Origin of the sequence: Caballeronia sp. Lep1P3 (assembly GCF_022879595.1) — a bacterium.
Lineage (GTDB): Bacteria > Pseudomonadota > Gammaproteobacteria > Burkholderiales > Burkholderiaceae > Caballeronia.
Genome location: NZ_CP084265.1, coordinates 1,783,222 through 1,805,587, shown reverse-complemented (window position 1 = coordinate 1,805,587; position 22,366 = coordinate 1,783,222). Strand labels below are relative to the sequence as shown.

Genomic DNA, 22,366 nt, shown 5'->3' with positions numbered 1-22,366 from the left:
TGGCACGCGAGCCCCGATGGCCCCGTCGCCTATCCTCGTAGGGCGACGGCTTTTGCCCGCGTTTCATCGAAACGCGGGCTTTTTCTTTTCCGCGCATTAAACGGCGCGCAGGCGCGCTTTTCAGCCCGCGTTTATGCTTCCGGTTTTAATTGCTTTTGAAAGAGGAGAAACGTATGCAGGAAGTCGCCGTCGTGGCCATATTCGTGGCCAAGCCCGGAAAGGAAGAGGAACTGAGGAAAGTGCTGGAAGCCAACGTCGAACCGACGCGCAAGGAACGCGGCGCGCTCCAGTACGACCTGCATCGGGACATCAAGGAGCCGCGCCGGTTCATTTTCGTCGAGCGCTGGGAAAGCGAAGCCGCGCTCGCGGAGCACGGCCAGTCGGCGCACATTCAGGCGTTCCGCGCGAAGGCGCCCGAGCTTTACGAACACGGCGAAGTGCACGTCGCCGGCAAACTGCTCTAAGCGGAGCGAAACGCGCGCGTCAGTGCGTCTCGTGCGGGACGTCGAGGATCAGAATGATGGTCCAGTCGGCGTCGCCGTCGTGATGATACTGACGCTCGGCAACGATGAACGGCTGCTGCTTGCCGGTCGGCCCGAGAAAGAGCACATCGCCTTCCATCGGCAGGCATTCGACCGGCGGCAGCGCCAGATACGCGTCCTTGTTCGCATTGCGCGGCATCAGTTTTTCGATTTTGCGCGATGCCGCTTCGGTCCATTCGATATCGAGCTGGATATTGCTCATGCTGTCGTTCGCACGCGAGTGCGCTCCACGGTTGAATCGTTGAAAAAGACGATGCGCAATGTAGCACACGCCATGCTCCGTCCGTGGCGCGCGCCGCATGAACAAACGGCTCGCGGGCGCGAACCCGCGAGCCGTTCATCGCGACGCGGCTCCTCGCGCGCGTTTCAGATTTCCTCGTACAGCGGCAGCGTCAGAAATTCGGTGAACTGTTCCGACGTGGACATCGTTTCGAAGATTTTCGCCGCGCGTTCATACGGTTTCGTGACGCTTGCCCCGCCGCCGACGCTCTGCTTCACTTTTTCCAGTTCGTCGATGATGATCTCGCGCACCATCGCCGCCGTGACCTTGCGACCGTCATCGAGTTTGCCCTTCGGCGAGCGAATCCATTGCCACACTTGCGAGCGCGAGATTTCGGCGGTCGCGGCGTCTTCCATCAGGTTGTGGATCGGCACGCAGCCATTGCCGGCGAGCCACGACCCGAGATAGTGAATGCCGACGTTCACGTTGTTGCGCAGGCCGGCCTCGGTGATGGGCGCTTCGGGACGGAAGTCGAGCAGATCGTGTGCCGTCACCTGCACATCGGGACGCTGCTTGTCGATCTGATTCGGCCTGTCGCCGAGCACCTTCACGAACTCTTCCATCGCAACCGGCACGAGACCCGGATGCGCAACCCAGCCGCCGTCGTAGCCGTCGGTGGCGTCGCGTGCCTTGTCCGAGCGCACGCCGCCCATCGCCTTGTCGTTCGCGGCGGGATCGTTCTTGATCGGAATGAGCGCGGACATGCCGCCGATCGCCGGCGCCTGGCGCTTGTGGCACGTCTTGAGCAGTTCGAGCGCGTAGGCGCGCATGAAGGGCACCGTCATCGTGATCTGGGAGCGGTCCGCGAGGCAGAACTCGGGATCGCTCTTGAACTTCTTGATCGCCGAAAAGATGTAATCCCAGCGGCCCGCATTGAGCCCCGAACTGTGCTCGCGAAGCTCGTACAGAATTTCGTCCATCTCGAACGCGGCCAGAATGGTCTCGACGAGCACGGTCGCGCGGATCGTGCCGCGCGCGATGCCGACGCCTTCCTGCGCCGCGACGAAAATGTTGTTCCACAGGCGCGCTTCCAGATGGCTCTCCATCTTCGGCAGATAGAAGTAAGGCCCGCTGCCGCGCGCGATCAGTTCCTTCGCGTTGTGAAAGAGAAAGAGCGCGAAGTCGAAGATGCCGCCCGACACGCGCTGGCCGTCTACCGTGACATGCTTTTCGTCGAGATGCCAGCCGCGCGGACGCACGATCAGCGTCGCGACCTTGTCGTTCAGCGCGTACGACTTGCCGTTCTGTTCGAGCGAAATCGTGCGGCGCACGGCTTCCTTGAGATTGATCTGGCCGACGATCTGGTTTCCCCAGACGGGCGCGTTCGAATCCTCGAAGTCCGTCATGTACGAATCCGCGCCGGAATTGAGCGCGTTGATGATCATCTTGCGCTCGACCGGCCCGGTGATCTCCACGCGGCGGCATTGCAGATCCTTCGGCAGCGGTGCGACCTTCCAGTCGCCTTCGCGGATAGCTTTCGTTTCCTCGAGAAAGCCGGGGCGTTCGCCGGCGTCGAGCCGTTTCGTGCGCTCGACGCGCGCGGCGAGCAGCTCCTGGCGACGCGGTTCGAACTGGCGATGCAGCGCGGCGACGAACGCGAGCGCCTCGGGCGTGAGGATCGCGTCGAAACCGGGCGCGATGTCCCCGGAAATCGCCATGCCTTGCGGAAGCGCGATGGAAGCCGATGATTGCGTCATGTGGTTTTCTCCTTGGTCGGTCAGACGGTTCTGGTTGGGATTATTAAGTGCCGGCGCCCGGCGTCTGCCGAGCGCCCGTTGTCTCGCAGCCGCCTTCGATGAACGCGACGAGTTCGCTCATGTCGCGGCCCGTCGCGCGCGGCCGGATGCCGAGTTCCTCGACCGGCAAGCCCGCGCGATCGAGCCAGAACGTCGCGTAGCCGTACCAGCCCGCGCCCGCGACGTCCCAGCCGTTCGACGACACGAAGACGATCTCCCGCGCCGCCGCGCCGAACGCGCGCACGCCGAGTTCATAGGCGGCCGGTGCGGGCTTGTACGCGCGCACGGAATCGACGGATAGGACGTGGTCGAACAGTCCGGTCATGCCGGCGCTTTTCACGGCGATGTCGAGCATCGGCGGATTGCCGTTCGACAGGATGCCGAGCGGCAGGCCGAAGCGTTCGCGCAGATCGTTGAGCGCGGGCAGCGCGTCGGGGAACGCGGAGAGGCATGCGTACTCGTCCATCAGGCGCTTTTCGGCCGTGGCGGTCAGCGAGCGCGCGAGGCCGAGCCGCGCGGCGGCGTGACGCAGCGCGTCGATCGTGATGTCCCAGAACGGCGCGTAGCGGCGACCGGACGGATCGGCGAGCGTGCGAACCTGGCTGTATTCGATCTGCTTCTGACGCCAAAGCTGTGACAGCGCGCTGCCGTTGCCGGGAAAAAGCTGCTCGGCGGCGGCCATGACGGAGTGAACGTCGAAGAGCGTGCCGTAGGCGTCGAAGATGACTGCGCGGGGAAGGGCGGGCGAACCGGATGACGATGCGTGTGTCGTTATGGCCGACATAGCCGTGCGCTCCATGAAGAGGTCGGGGTCGATTCTATTGGTGATCGAAGTGATGGAAAAAGCATCGACGGATCACTTGATCTTTTACTTTTACATACCTAATCTGTTCGCGATGACACGCATTGACGAACAAGACGCATGGATCGGTTCAAACAGATAGAGACGTTCGCCTCGGTTGCGGCGAAGGGCAGCTTGTCGGCGGCGGCGCAGGCAGAGGGCATCGCGCCGGCCGTCATCGGCAGGAGACTGGACGCGCTCGAGGAGCGGCTCGGCGTCAAGCTCCTCGTGCGAACGACGCGCAAGATCACGCTCACGTTCGAAGGCTCGGCTTTTCTCGAAGACTGCCAGCGCATCATCAACGACATGCAGAACGCGGAGGCGAGCGTGTCGGCGGGCGGCGTGAAGGCGAGCGGCCACTTGCGCGTGTCCGCGCCCGCGGGCTTCGGGCGGCGTCACGTCGCGTCGCTCGTGCCCAGATTCACGACGCTGCACCCAGACGTCTCCGTGAGCCTCGATCTCACGGACCGCATGGTCGATCTCGTCAACGAGGGCTTCGATTGCGCGGTGCGGCTCGGCGACCTGCCGGATTCGTCGCTCGTGTCGCTCAAGCTGGGCGAAAACCGGCGCGTGTGCGTCGCGTCGCCCGACTATCTCGCGCGACGCGGCAATCCGGCGACACTCGCCGCGCTCGCCGATCACAACTGCCTTGCGCTCGGGGCGTCGGCCAATCAGCAGCGCGGCTGGGTATTCCAGCAAGACGGCAAGGTCGTGACGATCAAGGTGTCCGGAACGATGGAATGCTCCGACGGCGCGGTGCTCCACGAATGGTGTATCGAAGGGCGCGGTCTTGCATGGCGGTCGTGGTGGGAAGTGGGCGCGGATATCGGCGCGGGACGGCTCGTTACGGTACTCGACGCCTTCGCCGCGCCGCCGATCGGCATTCATGCGGTGTTCCCCCAGAGGCGGCATTTGCCGTTGCGCGTGCGGCTCTTTCTCGATCTCCTGAAACATACGTATAGCGCTCCGGGGTATTGGGGCGAAGGTATCCAATAGTGCGGATTCCTATGCGTCTGGCGCCTTCCGCCGAAATCGAGTTCTGTTGCCGAGTCCGCTGCCTGACTACAATGAAACGTGACCCGACGTTCGAAGGAGGACGCCATGTTCAAGCACATTCTGGTGCCGACCGACGGCTCCGAACTGTCGCAGAAGGCCATCGACGGCGCCATCGACCTGGCGCAATCGGTCGGTGCCCGCATCACCGCGTACGCGTGCCTGCCGCAGTATCCGTATTCGCCGTTCGCGGACGTCGCCGTCGAGCCGCCCGACGACTTCCACGCACGCGCCGAACGCGAGGCGCGCGACCATCTGCAGGCCGTCGAACGCGCGGCGGAAGTCGCGGGCGTCGCGTGTACGAGCGTGACGAGCATCGAGGCCGCGCCTTACATCGGCATCATCGACGCCGCCGAGCAGAACGGCTGTGACGTCATCCTCATGGCGTCGCACGGTCGTCGCGGGCTCGGCAGCCTTCTCATCGGCAGCGAAACGCAGCGCGTACTCACGCATACGAAGATTCCCGTCATCGTGTATCGCTGATGTGAAACGGCGGTGCGCGGCGCGCGTTCAAGCTGTCGCGCCAAGCACCGCCGCTCTGTTCACCGCTCTCCCTGATTCAGCCTGCCATTAAGCCACTTTCTTGTCGAAGAACTGCTCGTCTTCCGTCGAGCCGTGCAGCGCGGTCGTCGATGCCTCGCGCTCGACCGTCTGCGTGACCGCGTCGAAATAGCCGGTGCCTACTTCGCGCTGGTGCTTGACCGCCGTGAAGCCCTTGTCGGCGGCGGCGAACTCGGCCTGCTGCAATTCGACGAACGCGCTCATCTGCGTGCGCGCGTAGCCGTGCGCGAGGTTGAACATCGAGTAATTGAGCGCGTGGAAGCCCGCGAGCGTGATGAACTGGAACTTGTAGCCCATCGCGCCCAGTTCGCGCTGGAACTTGGCGATGGTCGCGTCGTCCAGATTCTTCCTCCAGTTGAAGGACGGCGAGCAGTTGTACGAGAGCAGCTTGCCGGGGAATTCCCTGTGGATGGCTTCGGCGAAGTGCTTCGCGTATTCGAGGTCTGGCTTGCCCGTTTCGCACCAGACGAGGTCCGCATACGGCGCATAGGCGAGGCCGCGCGAGATGGCCTGATCGATGCCCGGCCGCGTGCGGTAGAAGCCTTCGACCGTGCGCTCGCCGGTGAGGAACGGCTTGTCGTTTTCGTCGATGTCCGACGTCACGAGATCGGCGGCTTCCGCGTCCGTGCGGGCGACGAGCAGCGTCGGCGTGCCGCAGACATCGGCGGCGAGACGCGCAGCGACCAGTTTCGCGACGTTTTCGCGCGTCGGCACGAGCACCTTGCCGCCCATGTGGCCGCACTTCTTGACCGACGCCAGTTGATCTTCGAAGTGGACGCCCGCGGCGCCGGCTTCGATCATCGCCTTCATCAGCTCGAACGCGTTGAGCACGCCGCCGAAACCCGCTTCCGCATCGGCGACGATCGGCGCGAAGTAGTCGATATAGCCTTCGTCGCCCGGATTCTTGCCTTCGGACCACTGGATCTGGTCGGCGCGCGTGAACGTGTTGTTGATGCGCTTCACGACGAGCGGCACAGAGTTCGCCGGATACAGCGACTGATCCGGATACATTTCGCCCGCGATGTTCGCGTCGCCCGCCACTTGCCAGCCCGACAGATAGATCGCCTTCAGGCCGGCCTTGACCTGCTGCATCGCCTGATTGCCGGTGAGCGCGCCGAGCGCGTTGACGAACGGCTCATCGTGAATCAGCGCCCAGAGCTTCTCGGCGCCACGGCGCGCGAGCGTATGTTCGACCGGCACCGATCCGCGCAGGCGCACGACATCCTCCGCCGAATAGCCGCGCTTGATGCCTTTCCAGCGGGCATCGGTTTCCCACTGCTGATGGAGTTGCTGGGCCTGCTGTTGACGTGACGTCATGGCGTTTCTCCTTGAGATTGGGCGTTACGACGAAACCTGTTTCGAAGCGGTTGAGCTTTGAGCGTCGCGGCCCCGTGGTCGGCGGCGTGCGTTTGCTGAACTCTTATATAAGAGTCTAGGGAAGTCGGAACGCGAAAAGAAGCGGTCTTTCGGAGAATTCGCTACGAAATTAGGCTCGTATAATCAACAGCTTGAACGTGGAGTTGCATAATGTGAAAACGGCTTTCCCATGACGCAAGGGAAGCCGTTGTGCCGCGCAGCACGTCTTTTGCGACCCAAAAAGCCGTTGCATATCGTGAAATAAAGCGACGGACGAAAAAAAACCGATGCGCAAGGCATCGGTTTTCTTTGAGTATCGAGGAGGGCGTCGAAGCCCTCCAGTGATCGACCGTTACGCGGCCCGATCAGCTGCCACGACGCGGCGCGCGCGGACCGTCGTTGCGGCGTGCGCTGTAGCCGTCGCGCTGGCCGAAACCGCCTTCGCGATTGCCACCGCGATAACCGCCGTCGCGATCGCCGCTGCCCGCGTTGCTGCCGCGATAGCCGCCATCGCGATAACCGCCTTCACGATAGCCACCTTCGCGCGACCCGGTGTTCGACTTGTTGCCGTAGCCGCTCGCATTGCCCGGGCCGTAGCCGCGCCCGTTGCCACCGCCGTTGCTGCTGCTGCCGCTGCCGAAGCGGCGACCGCCGTTGCTGCCGCCCGGACGGCCGCGGCCGCCGAAGCCGCTCTTGGGCGGCGACTTGCGCGGTTCGAAACCGACGACGACGTTCACCGGCAACGGCGCGCGCACGAAGCGCTCGATGCGCTTCAACGCACCCGTTTCGGCGTGATGCACGAGGCTCACCGCCGTGCCGCTGCGTCCCGCGCGACCCGTGCGGCCGATGCGGTGCACGTAGTCTTCGGCGAACTTCGGCAGGTCGTAGTTGAAAACGTGCGTGATGCCCGGAATGTCGATACCGCGCGCGGCCACGTCCGTTGCCACCAGCACGCGCACGCGCCGCTCGCGCAGCGCGCGGATCGTGCGATTGCGCGCGCCTTGCGGCAGGTCGCCGTGCAGCGCGGCAGATTCGAAACCCGCGTCGGAGAGACGATTGGCGATCAGGTCCGCATCGCTCTTGGTCGCCGTGAACACGATGGCCTGATCCAGCCCGGCGTCGCGCAGCAGATGGTCGAGCAGGCGATCCTTATGATCGCGGTCATCGACGTAATGCACGGTCTGCGCGATGTTCGTGCGCGCTTCGAGTTTCTGCACGATCTCGATGCGCTCGGGATCCTTCAGGAGACGGCCCGTGAGCGACGAGATCTTGCCGTCGATGGTCGCCGAGAAAAGCAGCGTCTGGCGCGAAGCCGGCGTTGCCGCGACGATCGTCTCGATGTCTTCGATGAAGCCCATGTCGAGCATGCGGTCGGCTTCGTCGAGCACGAGCATGTTGAGGCTCGACAGGTCGATACGGCCGCGCTCCAGATGGTCGATCAGACGGCCCGGCGTCGCGACGAGAATCTCGGGATTCTTTGCGAGCAGCATCAATTGCTGGCCATACGCGACACCGCCGAGAATGCTGACGGTGCGCAGGCGGCGCAGATGGCGGCCATACGTGGTCGCGGCAGCGGAGACCTGCATCGCGAGTTCGCGCGTCGGCGTGAGCACGAGCAGTTGCGGGCGGGCGACGGGCTGCGGGCGACGGCCCGGGCGCGCGTTCGGATCGCGCGGCTGGCGCGGCTGCTGCGCCGAGAGCTTCTCGAGTTGCGCGAACTTTTCGATCGCCGGCAGCATGAACGCCGCGGTCTTGCCCGAACCGGTCGGGCTCGACACGAGCAGGTCGCGTCCGGCGAGCGCAGCGGGAATCGCGCGCTGCTGCACGGGCGTCGGCGCCTGATAGCCGGCGGCCGTCAGTGCGGAAACGATATCGGCGGAAAGGCCGAGGGATTCGAAGGTGGGGCCGGCGGGGGCTTCGGCGGCCGGGGCTGCGGCGGGTGCATCCGTCGCGCGGGTGATGTCAAGCGCTTGTGCTGCGATGTTGTCCAACGGGCTTTGGGTGATGCTCGAAGTCATGTCGATCCTTGAAACGGGGAATGAGGCGTCGGCGCCAATCGGCATACCCAAGTCGTTGGATTCAGCGAGCGAAAAAACAGCGAGCAAATCGAAAAACGGGGGCAACTCGCACGAACGGAGGGCGAGTATCGTTGTTAGAAGCTGTATCGGATACGGCAGGCTCGGCAAGAGCGCTGACGTCAGCCTGGTGCATGACGGGCCGCGAATGAAGCAGCGCAAAAAACGGTGCGCTACGGCCTGGCAGGGAAGGGACAGTTTCTAAACTGGATTGGAGCAAAACGCTACGAAGCTCTTGTCGCGAGATTCCTGCTTTTTGGCGGGTAACTCGCAATCAATGCTTGACGAGCAGTATATCGTATTTTGCTGCACCGCGCCACATATTGACGCATCGCTCGCCATTGCGGGGCATGCGGGGCGCGGTGCGCGGCTTCAGGCGGCGTCGCCGCTTTTCAGCGATTCCACGAGTTCCACGTAATGCTGTTTCGCCGTGTCGGCGGGCGTGCCTTTGAGGGCGGCCCATGCCTCGTACTTGTACTTGCCGGCGATATCGGCGAAACCGGGCTTTTCGCCCTGCACGTCGCCGAGGCTCGCCTGCTTGTAAAGCGCATAGAGACGCAGCAGCGTGAGATTGCCGGGACGCTCGGGCAATTGCTGCACGTCGGCCTGGGCTTGAGCGAATTGCTGGTCGATGTCGGTCATGCGCGGGTCCTTTGCATCGTGATTGGCCGACGATCTTAGCAAGCGGTGCGCGAGCGGCCATGGAGTCTTTCCTCGAATCCGCGCCGGCATCTGGCGGTGGTGCGTCGCGCACCGGCAGCGCGAAAGCCGGGACGGTCCCGCATTACAATGTCGCCTATGACACGCTCCGTATTGCTCGCCCTCGATACATCGACGGAATTCTGCTCCGTCGCGCTCCTGCTCGACGATCCCGCCGCGCAATCTCCCGCCGCCGCGCCGCATTATGCGAACGGCGGCATTCATGTCTGGGTCCGCCACGAAGCGACCGGCGCGGTATCGAGCACGCGCCTTCTGCCCGCCGTGCGCGAATTGCTCGACGAAGCCGGACTCGCGCTCGCCGAATGCAACGCGATCGCGTTCGGCGCGGGGCCGGGGTCGTTCACCGGGCTGCGCACCGCGACGGGCGTCGCGCAAGGGCTCGCGTTCGGGCTGAACGTTCCGGTCGTGCCGGTGAGCACGCTGCTCGCGTGCGCGGAATTTGCGCGGCTTCGCGATCCTTCGCTGCCGCCGCGCGTGCTCGCCGCGCTCGATGCGCGCATGGACGAGGTCTACTGGGCGCAATACGAATATGCGTCCGGACCGGACGCGAGCAGTGACACCGGCGAATGGCGCACGATATTTCCCGCATCGCTCGATGCGCCCGCCGCGCTGCCGCTTCCCGATGCGCCTTTCGCGCTCGCCGGGAACGCAGCGGCGGCTTTCGGCGATCGACTGCCGGCGCTCGCCGCGGCATCGCACGTCGATCGCGACGCGCTGCCGCACGCGCTGCCCGTCGCACTGCTCGCGCTGCGGGCGTGGCGCGCCGGCCGCGCCATCGCGCCGGAACTGGCCGCGCCCGAGTACGTGCGCAACAAGGTTGCGCAAACAACCGCCGAGCGCACCGAGGCGCGCGCGGCTGCGGGCCGCAACGCACAGGCGTCGAATGAGGAGGCGCTGCGGTGAGCGGCGTCCTGCTCGCGGATCGGTATCTCACGCCGATGACCGAAGCCGACCTCGACGAAGTCGCCGCCGTCGAGAAGCTCGCCTACGAATTCCCGTGGAGCCGCGGCAATTTCCAGGACTCGCTGCGCAACGGTTATTACGGCGTGTGCCTGCGTCACGTCACCGGGACGCTCATCGGCTATTGCGTGCTGATGCCGGTCGTCGATGAGATGCATCTGCTCAACCTTTGCGTCGCGCCGTCCGCGCAGCGCGCCGGCGCGGGACTCACGCTGCTGCGCGAAGCGGTACGTATCGCGCGCGCCGAGAAGCTCGATGGCATGCTGCTCGAAGTGCGGCCCTCGAATCCGCGTGCGATCCAGCTTTACGAGCGCTTCGGGTTCACCGCCATCGGGCGCCGCAAGAACTATTACCCAGCGCGGCATCGATCGCGCGAGGACGCAATCGTCATGCGTCTGTCGTTCAAGGAGAGTGCGCATGGCGCTCGATGAATGGCTGGTCGAGGAACTCGGATTCGGTCCGGTGTGGGTCCGGCGAGGCACGCATGCCGATGCCGTTCCCGCGCCCGCCGGTTCCGGCGAAGCGCCTATTGAGACCCAACCCGCGCCAGTGCGCGCGGCAATGGAAGCCGAACCGGTCGCCGTGGAAAATCAAGCGGATACGGCCGATGCACGCGCGCCCGAGCCGCCGGTCGCACCCGACGACGATCTTCCGTGGACCGACGAAGCGCCATCGCATGCGCCGGCCGTCACCGTCGACGTTCCCGAGGACATCGACGCGCTCGACTGGGCCACGCTCTCCGAGCGCGTCGCGGGTTGCGAGCGCTGCCGCCTGTGCGAGCGCCGCACGAATACCGTGTTCGGCGTCGGCGATCCCGAAGCCGACTGGATGCTGATCGGCGAAGCGCCCGGCGAGAACGAGGACAAGCAAGGCGAGCCGTTTGTCGGGCAGGCGGGCAAGCTGCTCGACAACATGCTGCGCGCGCTGTCGCTGTCGCGCGAATCGAACGTCTATATCGCGAACGTCATCAAGTGCCGGCCGCCCGGCAACCGCAATCCCGAGCCGGATGAAGTCGCGCGCTGCGAGCCGTATCTGCGGCGTCAGGTGGAACTGGTCAAGCCGAAGGTGATCGTCGCGCTCGGGCGCTTCGCCGCGCAAAGTCTGCTCCGGAGCGAGGGAAGCATCGCGTCGCTGCGCGGGCAGGTGCATGAGTATCGCGGGGTGCCGGTCGTCGTCACCTATCACCCTGCTTATCTGCTGCGCAGCCTGCCGGACAAGGCGAAAGCCTGGGCCGATCTCTGCCTCGCGCGCAAGACCTACGCCGATGCGCTCGCCGCACTCGGCGTCGAAGCAGGAGCCGACAAGGCCGCGCGCCGATGACCGACCTGTCGCGTCTCGTCGATCGATTCGAGGACGCGACCGTGCGCGATCTCGCGTGGCTGCTTTTCTCGCCGGATCTTCTGCGCGCGCGCGCGGCGGGCGCGCCGCTCGCGCAGCCGTTCGAATCGGCAGAGGAGCGCGACGCGACGCTCGCCTGGCTCGCCGCGCTCGATGCCGCTCCGCAAGCGCTCCACGTCCGCTCGCGCAATCCCAAGTCCACGCGCCTCGGCATTTACGCCGAAAGTCTGCTCGAATTTTTCCTCGCGCAAGGGCCCGCCGCGCGGCTGATCGCGGCGAATGTTCCGCTCAGGCGCCAACGGCGGACCATCGGGGAGTGCGACTTCCTGCTGGAGACGGCGCGCGGCGCGCGGCTGCATTGGGAACTGGCGGTGAAGTTCTATCTGCATATCGGCGACGATGAGCGTTTATCCGCGCCGTTATCCGCGCGTTTATCCGATTACGTCGGCCCGAACCTGCAGGACCGCTTCGACCTCAAGCACGCGCGCTTGCTGACGCATCAGCTCGCGCTGACGTCGCGCCCGGAGTTCGCCGCGCTCGGCCTCGGTGGGCCGTGGCAGGCGCAGGCGTTCGTCAAGGGGCGGCTCTTTTATCGCGATGAAGCCGTCGAGCCCGCGCCGGAAGTCGGCGCGCAGCATGTGCGCGGCTGGTGGCTGACGGCGTCGGAATGGAGCGAGCGCAACGACGTGATCGACGACAGCCGCGCGTGGGTGGTTCAGCCGCGTCTCGCGTGGCTCGCTTCGCGCCGTCTGCACGCGGACGACGCCAAATCGCTCACGCGCGACGCCGCTGCGATCCGCGCGCATCTGACGGCGGTGTCGTCGCCGACGATGGTTGCCGCCTACGTCCGCGATGGCGCCGGCTGGCGCGAGGAATCGCGCGGATTCATCGTGCCCGACGACTGGCCCGAACGCGCGAGGGCGTTCGCCGCATCGCCCGTGATGGCTGAGTAATTACCACCACCGGAAGAAGTGATGCACCGGCCCGACGCCGTGCCCGACGTCGAGCCGCGCGCTCGCTTCGATTGCGCCGCTCAGGTAACGCTTCGCCTCGGCGGTCGCGCTCGCGAGGTCGTCGGTCTGCGGAATCAGCGCGGCGATGGCCGACGACAGCGTGCAGCCGGTTCCATGCGTGTTCTTCAGTGCGATGCGCGCGCCGGGCAGCCGCAGCGCGCCTGCGGCCTCGATGAGCCAGTCCGGGCTTTCCGTCGACGCGAGATGACCGCCCTTCATCAGCACGGCGCGCGCGCCCGCCGAGAGCAGCGCTTCGCCCTGGCGCACCATCGCCTCTTCGTCGGCGGCGGGCTCGGCGCCCAGCAGCGCGGCCGCTTCGGGCAGATTCGGCGTGACGAGCGTCGCGAGCGGCAGCAATTCGTCGCGCAACGCGGCGACGGCTTCCGGCGCGAGCAGCGCGTGGTTGCTCTTCGAGATCATGACGGTATCGAGCACGACGTGCGCCGGGCGATGGCGCCTGAGCGCATCCGCGACGGCGCGCACGATGCCCGCGTTCGCCAGCATGCCGATCTTGACCGCATCGATGCGGATGTCGTCGAACACGGCGTCGAGTTGCGCGGCGACGAACGACGGGTCCGGCGCGTGCACCGCCGTGACGCCGCGCGTGTTCTGCGCGGTCAGCGCCGTGACGACGCTCGCGCCGTATGCGCCGAGCGCCGAGAAAGCCTTGAGGTCGGCCTGAATGCCCGCGCCGCCGCCGGAATCGGAACCGGCGACCGTCAGGAGGTTGGGAATGCGTTGTGTCGAAGCCATGAGAGAAATTAGGATTGAGCGCGCGCGATCGTTTCGCGCAACAGACGAGCGGCGTCGCGCGGATCGCGCGCCTTGCAGATCGCGGACACGACCGCGAGCCCCGCCGGATTCGCGCGCATCACGTCGGCGGCGTTGTGCGCCTGGATGCCGCCGATCGCGACCGTCGGGAAACGCGACTGCGCGCACATCGCCGCGAGACCGTCGATGCCGCCCGGCGCCGACGCGTCGGTTTTGGTCGGCGTCGCGTAGACCGGGCCCGCGCCGAGATAATCGACGATGCCTTCGAGCCGGTTCGCATCGGCGACTTCGGTCAGGTTCGACACCGACAGGCCGATCAGCGCGTCAGGCCCGAGCAGCCGCCGCGCGAGTTCCGCAGGCAGATCGCGCTGGCCGACATGCACGCCATCGGCGCCCGAGGCGAGCGCGACATCGACGTGATCATTTATCACGAGCGGCACGCCGTGCGCGCGCGTGAGCGGCAGGAGATCGAGCGCGAGCGCGAGCCACGCGCGCTTGTGCCACTCGGGCGCGCGCAGTTGCACGAGCGTCGCGCCGCCCTCGAGCGCGGCAGCGGCGACGGCGAGCGCCGCGTCGTGTCCGCCGCACTGCACCGGATCGAGCACGAGATAGAGCGAAAGGTCGAAGGTTTGCCGCATGGCTGGCGCGCGTCAGGAAAGCGCGACATCGCGCTGCACGAGCGTCGCGTCGAACGTGTGCGCGTCGACGGACGCGAGGCGATCGAGATACGCGACCGCGAAACTGCCGGGCAGCGCGGCGTCGCGCGAGGCGAGTTCGCCGGCCACCGTCGAATAGGCGATGGCCGCGACCGTCGCCGCCCAGTGCTCATCGCGCGATGCGGCCACGCCGACGAACGCTGCGACCGTCGCCGAAAGCGCGCAGCCGACGCCGGTCACGCGCGTCATCAAGGGCGAGCCGTTCGAGAGCGCGATCACGCGCCGGCCATCGGTGACGTAGTCCGTTTCGCCCGTCACGGCGACGACCGCCTGCGTTTCCAGCGCGAGGATTTGCGCGGCATCGAGCGCGGCGTCCGTGGCGGCGGTGCTGTCCACGCCGCGTCCGCTCGCGGTTCCACCGGACAGGCTGATGATCTCCGACGCGTTGCCGCGAATCGCGGCGGGCTTCGCTTCGAGCAGTTCCTGCGCGAACTGCGTGCGAAACGCGAGCGGGCCGACCGCGACCGGATCCAGCACCCACGGCGTGCCCGCGCCGTTGGCCGCTTCGACGGCGGCGCGGATCGCGCGCGTCTGCGGGACATCGAGCGTGCCGAGATTGACCAGGAGCGCATTCGCGACCGGCGCGAACTCGGCGACTTCTTCGCGCGCGACGACCATCGCGGGCGCGGCGCCGATCGCGAGCAGCACGTTCGCGGTGAAATTCGTGACGACGAGGTTCGTCAGGCAATGCACGAGCGGCGCGCGCTCGCGCAGGCGCGTGACGAACGAGAAGAGATCGGCTGATTGCATGATGAAAAGAGATTAGCCGATACGCGCAACGCGCGCGGGAACGAATCAGTGATGCGCTTCGCCGATGAGCGCGACCGAATCGAACGCGCGCTGATTCGCCTGATGGCGACGCATGACGAAGTACATCATGAGGCACACGAACGAGCCGAACAGCACGATCACGAATTGAATCGGCACGTCGAGCCAGACGAGCACCGCATAAAGACACAGCATGACGAGCACCGACAGGTTCTCGTTGAAGTTCTGCACGGCAATCGAGTGTCCCGCCGACAGCAGCACATGCCCGCGATGCTGAAGCAGCGCGTTCATCGGCACCACGAAGAAGCCGGACAGACCGCCGACGATCATCAGGAACAGATACGCAATCAGCAGATAACCGGGGAAATGGAGCTTGCCGAAATAGATGCCCCAGTGCGCGGGAAAGAGATGGCGCGTGTAGAACGCCATCAGCATGACGGCGATGCCCATCATGATGCCGACCGGCAGCACCGACAGCGAGCGCTTGAGCGGCACGCGCGCCGCCGCGAGCACCGCGCCCACCGCGACCCCGACCGCGATCACCGCCTGCAGGATGGCCGCTTGCGAGAGCGTCATGCCGAGCGAGACTTCCGCCCATTTCAGCACGATGAACTGAAGCGTCGCGCCCGCGCCCCAAAAGAGCGTCGTGACGGCGAGCGAAATCTGGCCGAGCTTGTCGCGCCAGAGCGTGAGGAAACAGTCGGCGAAATCGGTGATGAGCTTGACCGGCCGCGTTTCCTGCTTGGGATAGCGCGCGCCGGTGTCGGGAATGCGCAGGTTGAAGATCGCGGCGACGACGTACATCGTCATGATGACGAGCATCGCGGCTTCGGCGGGCGTCTTGATGCGCGGAATGTGCAGGCTTAGAAGATGGCTCGCGATATGCGGGCTGATGAGCGCGCCGCCCATCACGGTGCCGAGAATGATGGAGCCGACCGTCGTGCCTTCGATCCATCCGTTCGCCGCGACGAGCCGGTCGGGCGGCAGGAGTTCGGTGAGAATGCCGTACTTCGCGGGCGAATACGCCGCCGCCCCGAAGCCGACGATGCCATAAGCGAGCAGCGGATGCGCGCCAAAGAGCATCGTGATGCAGCCGACTACCTTGATGGAATTGGTCACGAACATCACGCGGCCCTTGGGCCGGGAATCCGCGAAAGCGCCGACGAACGCCGCGAGAACCACATAGGAGAGCACGAAGAACAGCTTGAGCAGCGGCGTCATCCAGTTCGGCGCGTGAAGGTCTTTCAGCAGTGCGATGGCAGCGATCAGTAGTGCGTTATCGGCCAGCGATGAGAAAAACTGCGCGGCCATGATGGTGTAAAAACCTTTTTTCATCTGATCCGAAGCTTTCCTCACTGCGGGTGATCCGCCCCCGACGCTCCGGATACCGCCGGTCTTGCGTTCGGGCTTATGCCGTTCGAAATGGGTTGTGTGCACGGCTTTATAACACGAAAATAGGCGCATTCTGACTAGCAGTAATCTCGATCGCGTGCGAACTGAAGGCTCCGCGCGCGAAATTCGTCATAAGGTACTGATTCCCAAGGTGTCTTGATCGGCGCAGCGGCCCATCGCCCCGATGGCGTATGCTTGCCTTTCCGCCTGAACCGTATTTCCATTGAACGCTCATGCCGCGCCCCCTTTCAGCCACAATTCATACCCCTGCACTTGCCAATAATCTCGCCGTTGCGCGCAAGTACGCGCCGAAATCCAAGATCTGGGCCGTCGTCAAGGCTAATGCGTATGGCCACGGACTCGCGCGAGTGTTCCCCGGACTTCGCGCGACGGACGGCTTCGGCCTCCTGGACCTGGAAGAAGCCGCGAAGTTGCGCGAGCTCGGCTGGGCCGGCCCGATCCTGCTGCTCGAAGGCTTTTTCCGTCCGACCGACATCGACGTGATCGACCGCTACAGCCTGACCACGGCGGTTCACTGCGACGAACAGCTGCGCATGCTCGAGATGGCGCGGCTCTCGAAGCCCGTCAACATCCAGCTCAAGATGAATAGCGGCATGAACCGCCTCGGCTATACGCCGGAGCGTTATCGCGCCGCGTGGGAGCGGGCGCGCGCGTGTCAGGGCGTCGGGCAGATTACGCTCATGACCCATTTTTCGGACGCCGACAGCGAGCGCGGCATCGCGCACCAGCTCGAAGCGTTCGAGCGGGGCGCGGAAGGCATCGCGGGCGCGCGCAGCCTGTCGAATTCGGCGGCGGTGCTGTGGCATCCGTCCGCGCATTTCGACTGGGTGCGGCCCGGCATCATCTTGTATGGCGCGTCGCCCTCGGGCGTGACCGCCGACATCGCCGATACCGGCCTCAAGCCCGCGATGACGCTCGGCTCGGAACTGATCGCGGTGCAGACGGTGCAAGCGGGGCATAGCATCGGCTACGGCTCGACCTACACGGCAAGCCGGCCGATGCGCATCGGCGTCGTCGCGTGCGGCTACGCGGACGGTTATCCTCGCGTCGCGCCCGAAGGCACGCCGGTCATCGTCGATGGCGTGAGAACGGCGCTCGTCGGCCGCGTCTCGATGGACATGCTCACCGTCGATCTCACGCCGTGCCAGGGCGCGGGCGTCGGTTCGCGCGTCGAACTGTGGGGCGCGAATCTGCCCATCGACGACGTGGCGAGCGCATGCGGCACTATCGGCTACGAGTTGATGTGCGCCATCGCCCAGCGCGTGCCGGTGCGGGCGGAATAAGCGCGGGCGACTGATCCGCGCGAAAGAATCGAATACGAAAAAAGGCAATACGTGGCGAAAGCAGCAAAGGGAAAAGCGCTCTATATCTGTAGCGAATGCGGCGCGCAATCGCCGAAGTGGACGGGGCAGTGCGCGTCGTGCGGCGCGTGGAACACACTGGTGGAATCGGTGGAGCAGGCGCCCTCGGCGCATCGCTTTCAGGCGCTCGCGAAGAACTCGCCGGTGCAGCGTCTCGCCGATATCGAAGCGTCGGACGTGCCGCGCTTCACCACCGGCGTTGGCGAATTCGACCGCGTGCTCGGCGGCGGTCTCGTGGCGGGCGGCGTGGTGCTGATCGGCGGCGATCCGGGCATCGGCAAGTCCACGTTGCTCCTGCAATCGCTCGCGGAAATCGCGCGCGAGCGGCCAGCGCTCTATATCAGTGGAGAAGAATCCGGCGCGCAGATCGCGCTGCGGGCGCAGCGGCTCGGACTGCTCGGCGGTTCGGCGAGCGCGGCGGCCGATCTTTCGCTGCTCGCGGAAATCCAGCTCGAAAAGATTCAGGCGACGATCGACGAGCAACGTCCGGAAGTCGCCGTCATCGATTCCATCCAGACGATTTACTCCGAAGCGCTCACGTCCGCGCCGGGTTCCGTCGCGCAGGTCCGCGAATGCGCGGCGCAACTGACGCGCATCGCCAAGCAGACGGGCACCTCGATCATCATGGTCGGCCATGTGACGAAGGAAGGCAGTCTCGCGGGACCGCGCGTGCTGGAGCATATCGTCGATACCGTGCTGTACTTCGAAGGCGACACGCACTCGTCTTTCCGCCTCGTGCGCGCATTCAAGAACCGCTTCGGCGCGGTGAACGAACTCGGCGTCTTCGCGATGACGGAGAAGGGCTTGCGCGGCGTGGCGAATCCTTCGGCGCTTTTTCTGTCGCAGCACGAGCAGAGCGTCGCGGGATCGTGCGTGCTCGTCACGCAGGAAGGCTCGCGGCCGCTGCTCGTGGAAGTGCAGGCGCTCGTCGATACCGCGCATGTGCCGAATCCCCGGCGACTCGCGGTGGGCCTCGAACAGAACCGGCTCGCGCTGCTGCTCGCGGTGCTGCATCGGCATGCGGGCATCGCGTGTTTCGATCAGGACGTGTTCCTGAACGCCGTCGGCGGCGTGAAGATAACCGAGCCTGCCGCCGACCTCGCGGTGCTGCTCGCGATTCACTCGTCGATGCGCAACAAGCCGCTGCCCAAAGGCCTCATCACGTTCGGCGAAGTCGGGCTTGCCGGTGAGATCCGTCCTTCGCCGCGCGGGCAGGATCGTCTGAAGGAGGCAGCCAAGCTGGGCTTTTCGGTGGCGTTGATTCCGAAGGCCAACGCGCCGAAGCAGCCTGTCGAAGGCCTCGAGGTGATTGCGGTCGACCGCATCGAGGAAGCGATCGATCGCGTGCGTGATCTCGAATGATCTCGCCGCGCGCGATGAACGGATCGGACCCTCGGTAACGGGCCGTAAGAAAGTCGCGCGGCGCTGTAACCCAACGCACGCGCGGTTTTCATATGCTTTCGGGGCTGCGGACGCAGTGAAACCGCAGCGACTGGACGCATCGAGAGGACCACGCTTTGAAACATGCCAAAACTGCCCGGCCGACGCCCGCGTTTCATCTGCGCGGATGCCGCGTTTCGGCGCCCTTGCAGCAGCCGTGGGGCAGCGGTTGCCGGATCGTGGAATGGATCGACGGCGAAGGGCAGATTTCGCGGCGCGTCGTGGCTGCGGACGTGACCGAGGACGAAGTCGTCGCCACCATTCGCCGTCACGTCACGGGGCGCAAGCACGTACTCGTCGACGACGAGCGCCAGCCGCGACAGACCTTGCCGCGACGCTAGGCTTCGCGGCCCGCGAAGAGCGGATGCACTGCGGCTTCGGCGGGCGAGAGCACGGGCGCCACGCAGCAGTCGAGCGGTTCGAGAAGTGCGATCCATTGGTCGCGCGTGCGCTCGGCGAAGCGCGCGGCGACTTGCGCGGTCAGCGCTTTCGCGTCCGCGCCGCCGATGGCTTGACCAAGACTCCAATGTTGCGCGGCCCAGTGCGGCCGTCCGAGCGCCTGACACAGGTTTTGCCAGAACTTCAGTTCGAGCGCGCCCACCGCGACGAAGCGCTCATCCCGCGTGCGATACACGTTGTAGCAGGGCACGCCGCCGTTGAGCAGGCCGGCGCCCGCGCGCGTGCTTGCCTCGTTGCCATTGGCGAGCGCGATGTGCGCCATGACGTTGTGCGCATGGACGGCGTGGGTCATCGATATATCGATGCGGCGCCCGTCGCCGCCGCGCGCGACGTGCCAGAGCGCCGCGAGCGTTTCCACGACTGCCGCGAGCGCACCGCCGAGCAAGTCGGCAAGCTGGAAGTTCGGCACGATGGGCGAACCATCGGGCGCAGCGAGCTGGTCGAGCACGCCCGCATACGCGATGTAATCGAGGTCGTGTCCGGCCTTGTCCGCGAACGGGCCTTCGCTGCCGAAGCCCGTGATCGCGCAGTACACGAGCTTCGGATTTGCCTCACGCAGCACGTCGTAGCCGACGCCGAGCCGCGTCATGACCGATGGCCGGAAGCTCTCCATGAGCACGTCGGCGTCGCGCGCCAGTTCGATCAGCTTCGCGCGGCCTTCCGCGCTCTTGAGATCGAGCGTGAGCGACCGCTTGCCGCGATTCACGATGCGATAGAACGCGCTGGGCGTCCCGCTCTTTCGGTCGGCGTCGCTTTGCAGCATCGCGCGCGCGTAGTCGCCCTCGCCGGGCGGCTCGATCTTGAGCACGTCCGCGCCCAGTTCAGCGAGGCGCAGCGTCGCGACGGGGCCGGGCAAAAGCCGCGTCAAGTCCAGAACACGAAGGCCGGCGAGGGCGGGAGGATTCGTCAAGTCGCAGGTCTCCGTGGGTCCTTATGAACCGATCTGTTCCAGTTCCTCGTGCGCTTCGAGCCAGGCCATTTCGAGCGTTTCGAGCCGGGCGTTGACTTCGCCCTGACGCCGAATCGTCTCCGTCAGCTTGGCTTTTTGCGCGGCTTCGTAGCTCGCGGGATCGGCGACGAACGCATCGAGCGCCGACTTCTCCGCGTTGAGCGTCTCCATTTCCTTCTCGATTTTCGCGATGCGCGATTGCAGCGGCTTTTTCAGATGCGACAGCTTTTGCCGCTCCTGCGCCTCCAGCCTGCGCTGCTCCTTCCGATTTTGCGCGCTGTCCTGCGCATCGCCCGCGGCTGAAGCCGCGCCGCTCGCTTCCTTCGCCGCCGCGCGGGTTTCGGCGGCGTGCTGCAGGAGCCAGTCGCGATAGTCGTCGAGATCGCCGTCGAACGGACTCAGCCGATGTTTCGCGACGAGCATGAACGTGTCGGTGGTCGCGCGCAGCAAGTGCCGGTCGTGCGACACGAGAATAAGCGTGCCTTCGAACTGCGCGAGCGCCATGGTTAGCGCGTGACGCGTTTCGAGATCGAGGTGATTGGTCGGCTCGTCGAGCAGAAGCAGATTCGGCTTCTGCCAGATGATGAGCGCAAGCGCGAGCCGCGCCTTTTCGCCGCCGGAAAACGGCGCGATCTTCGCGGTGGCCATATCGCCCGAGAAATTGAAGCTGCCGAGAAAGTCGCGCAATTCCTGTTCGCGCGTGTCCGGTGCGAGGCGCGCGAGATGAGCGAGCGCGGAATCGTCGGGGCGCAGCGTCTCCAGTTGATGCTGCGCGAAGTAGCCGATTTGCAGGCCCTTGCCCTGCCGGACATGGCCCGAGAGCGGTTCGATCGTGCCCGCGAGTGTCTTGATGAGCGTCGATTTGCCCTGACCGTTCGCGCCCAGCAAGCCGATGCGCTGGCCGTTCTGGATCGAAAGCGTGACGCCCTCGACGATCGGAATCTCGGCGCCTTCATCGCTTCGATAACCGCAGCGCACGCTTTCCATCACCATCATCGGATTGGGCGCGGCATCGGGCGTGCGGAATTCGAATGTGAACGGCGAACTCGCATGCGCGGGCGCGATCAGCTCCATCTTCTCGAGCGCCTTCACGCGGCTTTGCGCCTGCTTCGCCTTCGTCGCCTTCGCCTTGAAGCGGTCGATGAAGCTCTGCAGATGCGCGACCGTTTTCTGCTGCTTTTCGTAGGCGCTCTGCTGCAACGCCAGTTGTTGCGCGCGCAGCACTTCGAACTGGCTGTAGTTGCCGCCGTAGCGCTTCACCTGCCGGTTCTCCAGGTGCAGCGTGACGTTGCAGACGGAATCGAGGAATTCGCGGTCGTGCGAGATGACCACGAGCGTGCCCGGATAGCGGCCGAGCCAGTCTTCCAGCCAGACGATCGCGTCGAGGTCCAGGTGGTTGGTCGGCTCGTCGAGAAGCAGCAGGTCCGACGGGCACATCAGCGCCTGCGCGAGGTTCAGGCGCATGCGCCAGCCGCCCGAAAAGCTCGTGACCGGCTCGCGCGTCTGTTCCAGCGTGAAGCCGAGGCCCAGCAGCAACGTTTCGGCGCGCGCGGGCGCGGTGTAGCCGTCGGCGTCGGCGAAAGCGGCGTGCGCTTCCGCTTCGGCGGCGCCGTCGTGGGACGCGGACGCCGCCGCGATGCGCGCCTCGATGGCCCGCAGATTCGTGTCGCCGTCGAGCGTGTAGTCGAGCGCGGAACGATCGACGGCAGGCGTTTCCTGCGCGACGTGCGCGATACGCCACGACGGCGGCATCGAAAAATCGCCGCCGTCCGCGTGCAGCTCGCCGCGCAGCACGGCGAAAAGTGTGGACTTGCCCGCGCCGTTCGCGCCGACGAGCCCGGCTTTCTCGCCCGGATTGAGCGTGAAGCTCGTCTCTTCGAAAAGCGGCTTCGTGCCGCGGGACAGGCTGAACTGGTTGAAGCGAATCACGTCGGGATGGCGGCGAAAGGGCGCGGACTGGAGGAAAGCGCTATTTTAGACCGGGCGGGCGGCTCGCCGAGGATCGTCCGTTCGG

General features: G+C 65.6%; 22 protein-coding genes. 10 read left to right on the top strand and 12 right to left on the bottom strand.

All coding sequences use genetic code 11. The features are described 5' to 3' along the window. Nucleotides 1-173: 173 nt before the first annotated feature. On the top strand, nucleotides 174-464 hold the full coding sequence (locus LDZ27_RS08495; protein WP_244813682.1) for a putative quinol monooxygenase: 291 nt from the start codon (nucleotides 174-176) through the stop codon (nucleotides 462-464). A 19-nt stretch (nucleotides 465-483) separates the two neighbouring features. On the opposite strand, the gene LDZ27_RS08490 is transcribed toward LDZ27_RS08495, so the two are convergent. From LDZ27_RS08490 to LDZ27_RS08480, 3 genes are all read right to left on the bottom strand, one after another. Then, nucleotides 484-744, bottom strand: coding sequence for a DNA-binding protein (locus LDZ27_RS08490; RefSeq protein ID WP_244813681.1), 261 nt, complete (start codon nucleotides 742-744; stop codon nucleotides 484-486). 164 nt (nucleotides 745-908) lie between these two features. Further along, nucleotides 909-2,519 carry a malate synthase A gene (gene aceB, locus LDZ27_RS08485; protein ID WP_244813680.1) on the bottom strand — a complete coding sequence of 537 codons (1,611 nt, stop codon included), beginning with the start codon at nucleotides 2,517-2,519 and terminating at the stop codon, nucleotides 909-911. Between the two features lie 43 nt (nucleotides 2,520-2,562). Then, nucleotides 2,563-3,342, bottom strand: a complete 780-nt coding sequence (locus LDZ27_RS08480; RefSeq protein ID WP_244813679.1) for a haloacid dehalogenase type II — start codon at nucleotides 3,340-3,342, stop codon at nucleotides 2,563-2,565. A 138-nt stretch (nucleotides 3,343-3,480) separates the two neighbouring features. Between LDZ27_RS08480 and LDZ27_RS08475 the strand changes: the two genes are divergently transcribed. Together LDZ27_RS08475 and LDZ27_RS08470 are read left to right on the top strand one after the other, a co-directional pair. Then, entirely contained in the window at nucleotides 3,481-4,395 is a 915-nt protein-coding gene (locus LDZ27_RS08475) for a LysR family transcriptional regulator (protein WP_244813678.1), read from the top strand. 105 nt (nucleotides 4,396-4,500) lie between these two features. Beyond that, nucleotides 4,501-4,935 carry a universal stress protein gene (locus LDZ27_RS08470; RefSeq protein WP_244813677.1) on the top strand — a complete coding sequence of 145 codons (435 nt, stop codon included), beginning with the start codon at nucleotides 4,501-4,503 and terminating at the stop codon, nucleotides 4,933-4,935. Nucleotides 4,936-5,022: 87 nt separating this feature from the next. Here the strand turns inward: LDZ27_RS08470 and aceA are convergent, their stop codons facing one another. From aceA to LDZ27_RS08455, 3 genes are all read right to left on the bottom strand, one after another. After that, nucleotides 5,023-6,330, bottom strand: coding sequence for an isocitrate lyase (aceA, locus tag LDZ27_RS08465; RefSeq protein ID WP_244813676.1), 1,308 nt, complete (start codon nucleotides 6,328-6,330; stop codon nucleotides 5,023-5,025). A 404-nt stretch (nucleotides 6,331-6,734) separates the two neighbouring features. Beyond that, nucleotides 6,735-8,387, bottom strand: coding sequence for a DEAD/DEAH box helicase (locus tag LDZ27_RS08460; protein WP_244813675.1), 1,653 nt, complete (start codon nucleotides 8,385-8,387; stop codon nucleotides 6,735-6,737). Between the two features lie 429 nt (nucleotides 8,388-8,816). Further along, a complete protein-coding gene (locus LDZ27_RS08455) occupies nucleotides 8,817-9,086 on the bottom strand; it encodes an acyl-CoA-binding protein (protein WP_244813674.1) in 270 nt (89 codons plus the stop codon). A 156-nt stretch (nucleotides 9,087-9,242) separates the two neighbouring features. On the opposite strand from LDZ27_RS08455, the gene tsaB reads away from it, so the two are divergent. From tsaB to LDZ27_RS08435, 4 genes are read left to right on the top strand one after another with little or no spacing between them, the layout of a single operon-like run. Next, nucleotides 9,243-10,067 (top strand): tRNA (adenosine(37)-N6)-threonylcarbamoyltransferase complex dimerization subunit type 1 TsaB, encoded by an 825-nt coding sequence (gene tsaB / locus LDZ27_RS08450; protein ID WP_244813673.1) that lies wholly within the window; start codon nucleotides 9,243-9,245, stop codon nucleotides 10,065-10,067. After that, on the top strand, nucleotides 10,064-10,555 hold the full coding sequence (rimI, locus tag LDZ27_RS08445) for a ribosomal protein S18-alanine N-acetyltransferase (protein ID WP_244813672.1): 492 nt from the start codon (nucleotides 10,064-10,066) through the stop codon (nucleotides 10,553-10,555). Before tsaB ends, rimI begins: the two co-directional genes overlap by 4 nt. Beyond that, entirely contained in the window at nucleotides 10,542-11,444 is a 903-nt protein-coding gene (locus tag LDZ27_RS08440) for a uracil-DNA glycosylase (protein WP_244813671.1), read from the top strand. Before rimI ends, LDZ27_RS08440 begins: the two co-directional genes overlap by 14 nt. After that, entirely contained in the window at nucleotides 11,441-12,415 is a 975-nt protein-coding gene (locus LDZ27_RS08435; protein WP_244813670.1) for a DUF1853 family protein, read from the top strand. Before LDZ27_RS08440 ends, LDZ27_RS08435 begins: the two co-directional genes overlap by 4 nt. On the opposite strand, the gene thiD is transcribed toward LDZ27_RS08435, so the two are convergent. The 4 genes from thiD to lplT are packed head-to-tail and all read right to left on the bottom strand — an operon-like array spanning nucleotide 12,416 to nucleotide 16,065. Then, the gene (thiD, locus tag LDZ27_RS08430; RefSeq protein ID WP_244813669.1) at nucleotides 12,416-13,228 is read right to left on the bottom strand and encodes a bifunctional hydroxymethylpyrimidine kinase/phosphomethylpyrimidine kinase; all 813 of its coding nucleotides are present in this window, start codon (nucleotides 13,226-13,228) and stop codon (nucleotides 12,416-12,418) included. A gap of 8 nt (nucleotides 13,229-13,236) precedes the next feature. Then, a complete protein-coding gene (thiE, locus tag LDZ27_RS08425; RefSeq protein ID WP_244813668.1) occupies nucleotides 13,237-13,884 on the bottom strand; it encodes a thiamine phosphate synthase in 648 nt (215 codons plus the stop codon). Nucleotides 13,885-13,896: 12 nt separating this feature from the next. Further along, nucleotides 13,897-14,712, bottom strand: coding sequence for a hydroxyethylthiazole kinase (thiM, locus tag LDZ27_RS08420; protein WP_244813667.1), 816 nt, complete (start codon nucleotides 14,710-14,712; stop codon nucleotides 13,897-13,899). 45 nt (nucleotides 14,713-14,757) lie between these two features. Then, on the bottom strand, nucleotides 14,758-16,065 hold the full coding sequence (gene lplT, locus LDZ27_RS08415) for a lysophospholipid transporter LplT (protein ID WP_244813666.1): 1,308 nt from the start codon (nucleotides 16,063-16,065) through the stop codon (nucleotides 14,758-14,760). 290 nt (nucleotides 16,066-16,355) lie between these two features. Here lplT and alr point away from each other — a divergent pair, with 290 nt between their 5' ends. The 3 genes from alr (at nucleotide 16,356) to LDZ27_RS08400 (ending at nucleotide 19,285) form a co-directional block, all read left to right on the top strand. Further along, on the top strand, nucleotides 16,356-17,426 hold the full coding sequence (gene alr, locus LDZ27_RS08410; protein ID WP_244813665.1) for an alanine racemase: 1,071 nt from the start codon (nucleotides 16,356-16,358) through the stop codon (nucleotides 17,424-17,426). Nucleotides 17,427-17,477: 51 nt separating this feature from the next. Beyond that, on the top strand, nucleotides 17,478-18,866 hold the full coding sequence (radA, locus tag LDZ27_RS08405; RefSeq protein WP_244813664.1) for a DNA repair protein RadA: 1,389 nt from the start codon (nucleotides 17,478-17,480) through the stop codon (nucleotides 18,864-18,866). A gap of 155 nt (nucleotides 18,867-19,021) precedes the next feature. Further along, nucleotides 19,022-19,285 carry a DUF2866 domain-containing protein gene (locus LDZ27_RS08400; RefSeq protein WP_244813663.1) on the top strand — a complete coding sequence of 88 codons (264 nt, stop codon included), beginning with the start codon at nucleotides 19,022-19,024 and terminating at the stop codon, nucleotides 19,283-19,285. On the opposite strand, the gene LDZ27_RS08395 is transcribed toward LDZ27_RS08400, so the two are convergent. Both LDZ27_RS08395 and LDZ27_RS08390 read right to left on the bottom strand, forming a co-directional pair. Beyond that, nucleotides 19,282-20,313, bottom strand: coding sequence for a CaiB/BaiF CoA-transferase family protein (locus LDZ27_RS08395; protein ID WP_244813662.1), 1,032 nt, complete (start codon nucleotides 20,311-20,313; stop codon nucleotides 19,282-19,284). The two genes, LDZ27_RS08400 and LDZ27_RS08395, sit on opposite strands and share 4 nt — an antisense overlap. Nucleotides 20,314-20,334: 21 nt before the next feature. After that, nucleotides 20,335-22,281, bottom strand: coding sequence for an ATP-binding cassette domain-containing protein (locus tag LDZ27_RS08390; RefSeq protein ID WP_244813661.1), 1,947 nt, complete (start codon nucleotides 22,279-22,281; stop codon nucleotides 20,335-20,337). Nucleotides 22,282-22,366 lie beyond the last annotated feature (85 nt).